We start from the raw sequence: 2,650 nt of genomic DNA on the forward strand, positions 1-2,650 counted from the left end.
TCCCGAAGCCCCGCTCGCCCCGTCGAAAGGAACCCCATGTCCCCCGCCCAGACCGCCGTGACCGCCGTACTCACCGAGAAGTTCGAGGTCAGCGCCGGGAGCATCCGGCCGGAGGCCACTTTGGAGAGCCTCGATCTCGACTCCCTCGCGCTGGCCGAACTCGCCCTCGCGCTCCAGGAGCAGCTCGGGATTCCGGTCGCGGAGGAAGAGGCCGCCAAGAACAGCACCGTGGGTGAGCTCGTCGCCGCGCTGAACGCCAAGCGGGAGCGATGAGGGCGGCGTCCGCGCCCGTGTCCGTCACCGGCCTGGGGCTCATCACCCCGGCCGGGGTCGGCCGCGAGGAGACCTGGAGGGGGGTCCTGAGCGGGCGGTCCGCCGGTGCCACGGACCCCGAACTCAAGGGCTGTGCCGTGGACTTGTCCTGCCGTATCCCGCTGATGACCCCGGAGCAGGCGCGGATCGGCGGCGGGAAGGCCTGGCGCATGGGCCGGTTCAGCCAGCTCGCCGTGCTCGCGGCGCGCGAGGCCGTCGCCGACGCCGGGCTCGACCCGGCCGGGTGGGACGGGGCGCGGGTCGCCGTGGTGATCGGTTCGGGGCTGGCCGGGGCCGCGCATCTGGAGGACCAGACGATCCGCCAGCACCAGGGCGGTCCCGAGCTGGTGTCGCCCGCGCTCGTGCCCATGCTGATCTCCAACATGGCCGCCGGGGAAGTGCTGTTGGACCTCGGCGCCCATGGTCCGTCCCTGGCGACCGAGACCGCGTGCGCCTCCGGGGCCAGTGCCCTGGCCGTCGCACGGGGGCTGCTGCTCGCCGGGCTGTGCGACATCGCGGTGGCGGGCGGCGCGGAGGCGGCCGTCACCCCGGTGATCACGTCCGGCTTCCAGCGGATGGGCGCGCTGTCGTCCCGGGTCGACGAACCCGCCGCCGCCTCACGGCCGTTCGCCGCGGACCGGGACGGGTTCGTGATCTCCGAGGGGGCCGCGATCCTCGTCCTGGAACGGGAGGCGGACGCGCGGGCGCGTGGAGTGCGGCGGTACGCCCGGCTCGCGGGCGCCGGTCAGACGTCCGACGCGTATCACCCGACTGCCCCTGCTCCGGGGGGAGTTCACGCCGCGCTGGCGCTGCGGTCGGCACTCGCGGAGGCGGGGCTGCGCCCGGCGGACGTCGATCACGTGAACGCGCACGGGACTTCGACGCCGCTCAACGACCTGACCGAGGCGGAGTTGATCGCGCGGGTGCTGCCGCACCGGCCGAGTGTCACCGCCGCCAAGGGTGTTCTCGGGCACAGTCTCGGCGCGGCCGGCGCGATCGAGGCGGCGCTCACCGCCCTGACCGTCCACCGCTCCACCGTCCCGCCGATCGCCAACCTCACCCCGGACAACCTCCCCTTCGACCTGGACTGCGTCACGGGCGCACCCCGCGACCAGCGCGTCCGGGCCGCCGTCAGCCACTCCTTCGGGTTCGGCGGGCACAACGTGGTGCTGCTCCTCACCGCCGAGGACTGACGACAACTGACCAAGGGCTGAACCGGATTGAAGTGAGGAGGGCCCAATGACCGTTCACAGCACCATCGTTCACGCCACCGTCCACATCCCCGAGGGACGCCAGAGCGTGGCCGCGGTGGAGGACCGTTTCCGGGCGGGCAGCCCCGCCGTACCGCTGTCGCGCGGGGTGCTCCAGCGCATGTACGGCCTGGCCGAGCGCACCGTGGCCGACGACCTGGAGCAGCCCTCCGACCTGGCCGCGCACGCGGCCCGGCGCCTGTTCGAGGACACCGGCACCGCTCCGGGCACCGTCGACCTGCTCCTCTACGCCGGCATCCTCGCCGACATGGAGGAGCCGGCCACCGCCCATGTCGTCGCCGACAAACTCGGCCTGGGCTGCCCGGTGTTCGACCTGAAGAACGCCTGCAACGGAGTCCTCAACGCTCTTGAGGTCGCCGACGCGTTCATCCGGAGCGGGCAGTACCGGCGGGTGCTGGTGACCACCGCCGAGGTCAGCACCCGGGAGAGCCGCTGGCAACTGGACGACCCCGCCGACCTGTTGACCGCGCTGCCCAGCCTCAGCACCGGCGACATGGGCTCGGCCCTGCTGGTGGAGGCGGGCGACCGGCCCGGCATTCTCGGGTCGCGGTTCTTCGCCAACTCCTGGGGATGGCGCGCGGCGACCCTGCCCAACCCGTACGCGCAGCACCGCACGCTCGGCCATCTCCGCATCGACTCCGCCCAGTTGGTGGGGTCGTTCGAGGGGCTGCCCGGCAAAGTGCGGGGCGCGCTGCGGGAGTTGGGCGTCCAGGGTGACGATCTCGATCTCGTCTGTGTGCATCAGCCGTCGGTGCCGTTCACCAAGGTCGTCTGCGACTGGGTGGGCGTGGACCCGAGCCGCATCCTGGCGACCTTCCCCACCCACGGCAACGTGGCGACCAACACCATCCCCCTCCAGCTCGCCGCCGCTCTCGACAGCGGCCGCCTCCAACGCGGCGACCTGGTGGGCATGTTCGGCTTCGCGAGCGGGGCGAGTGCGGGGGTGGTCGTCTGCCGCTGGTGAACGCCCTGGGGGAAAAGCCGCCGGTGAACCGCGGCACCCCCCGAGCCCCCGACACCGTACGAACGCGAAGGCACAAGGCACCATGACCACGACCCGCACCCCC

Annotated in this window: 3 protein-coding genes; all 3 read left to right on the plus strand. The window is 72.8% G+C overall.

Annotated elements, in window-relative coordinates; genetic code table 11:
- Window positions 1-36: 36 nt before the first annotated feature.
- From AC31A1_RS49760 to AC31A1_RS49770, 3 genes are read left to right on the plus strand one after another with little or no spacing between them, the layout of a single operon-like run.
- Complete coding sequence (locus tag AC31A1_RS49760) at window positions 37-273, plus strand: phosphopantetheine-binding protein (RefSeq protein ID WP_489659655.1); 237 nt, start codon at window positions 37-39, stop codon at window positions 271-273.
- A complete protein-coding gene (locus AC31A1_RS49765) occupies window positions 270-1,505 on the plus strand; it encodes a beta-ketoacyl-[acyl-carrier-protein] synthase family protein (RefSeq protein ID WP_489659656.1) in 1,236 nt (411 codons plus the stop codon). The genes AC31A1_RS49760 and AC31A1_RS49765 overlap by 4 nt, the downstream gene beginning before the upstream one ends.
- A 46-nt stretch (window positions 1,506-1,551) precedes the next feature.
- The gene (locus tag AC31A1_RS49770) at window positions 1,552-2,547 is read left to right on the plus strand and encodes a 3-oxoacyl-ACP synthase III family protein (RefSeq protein ID WP_489659657.1); all 996 of its coding nucleotides are present in this window, start codon (window positions 1,552-1,554) and stop codon (window positions 2,545-2,547) included.
- Window positions 2,548-2,650 lie beyond the last annotated feature (103 nt).

The organism is Streptomyces sp. P5F9 (genome assembly GCF_057961495.1).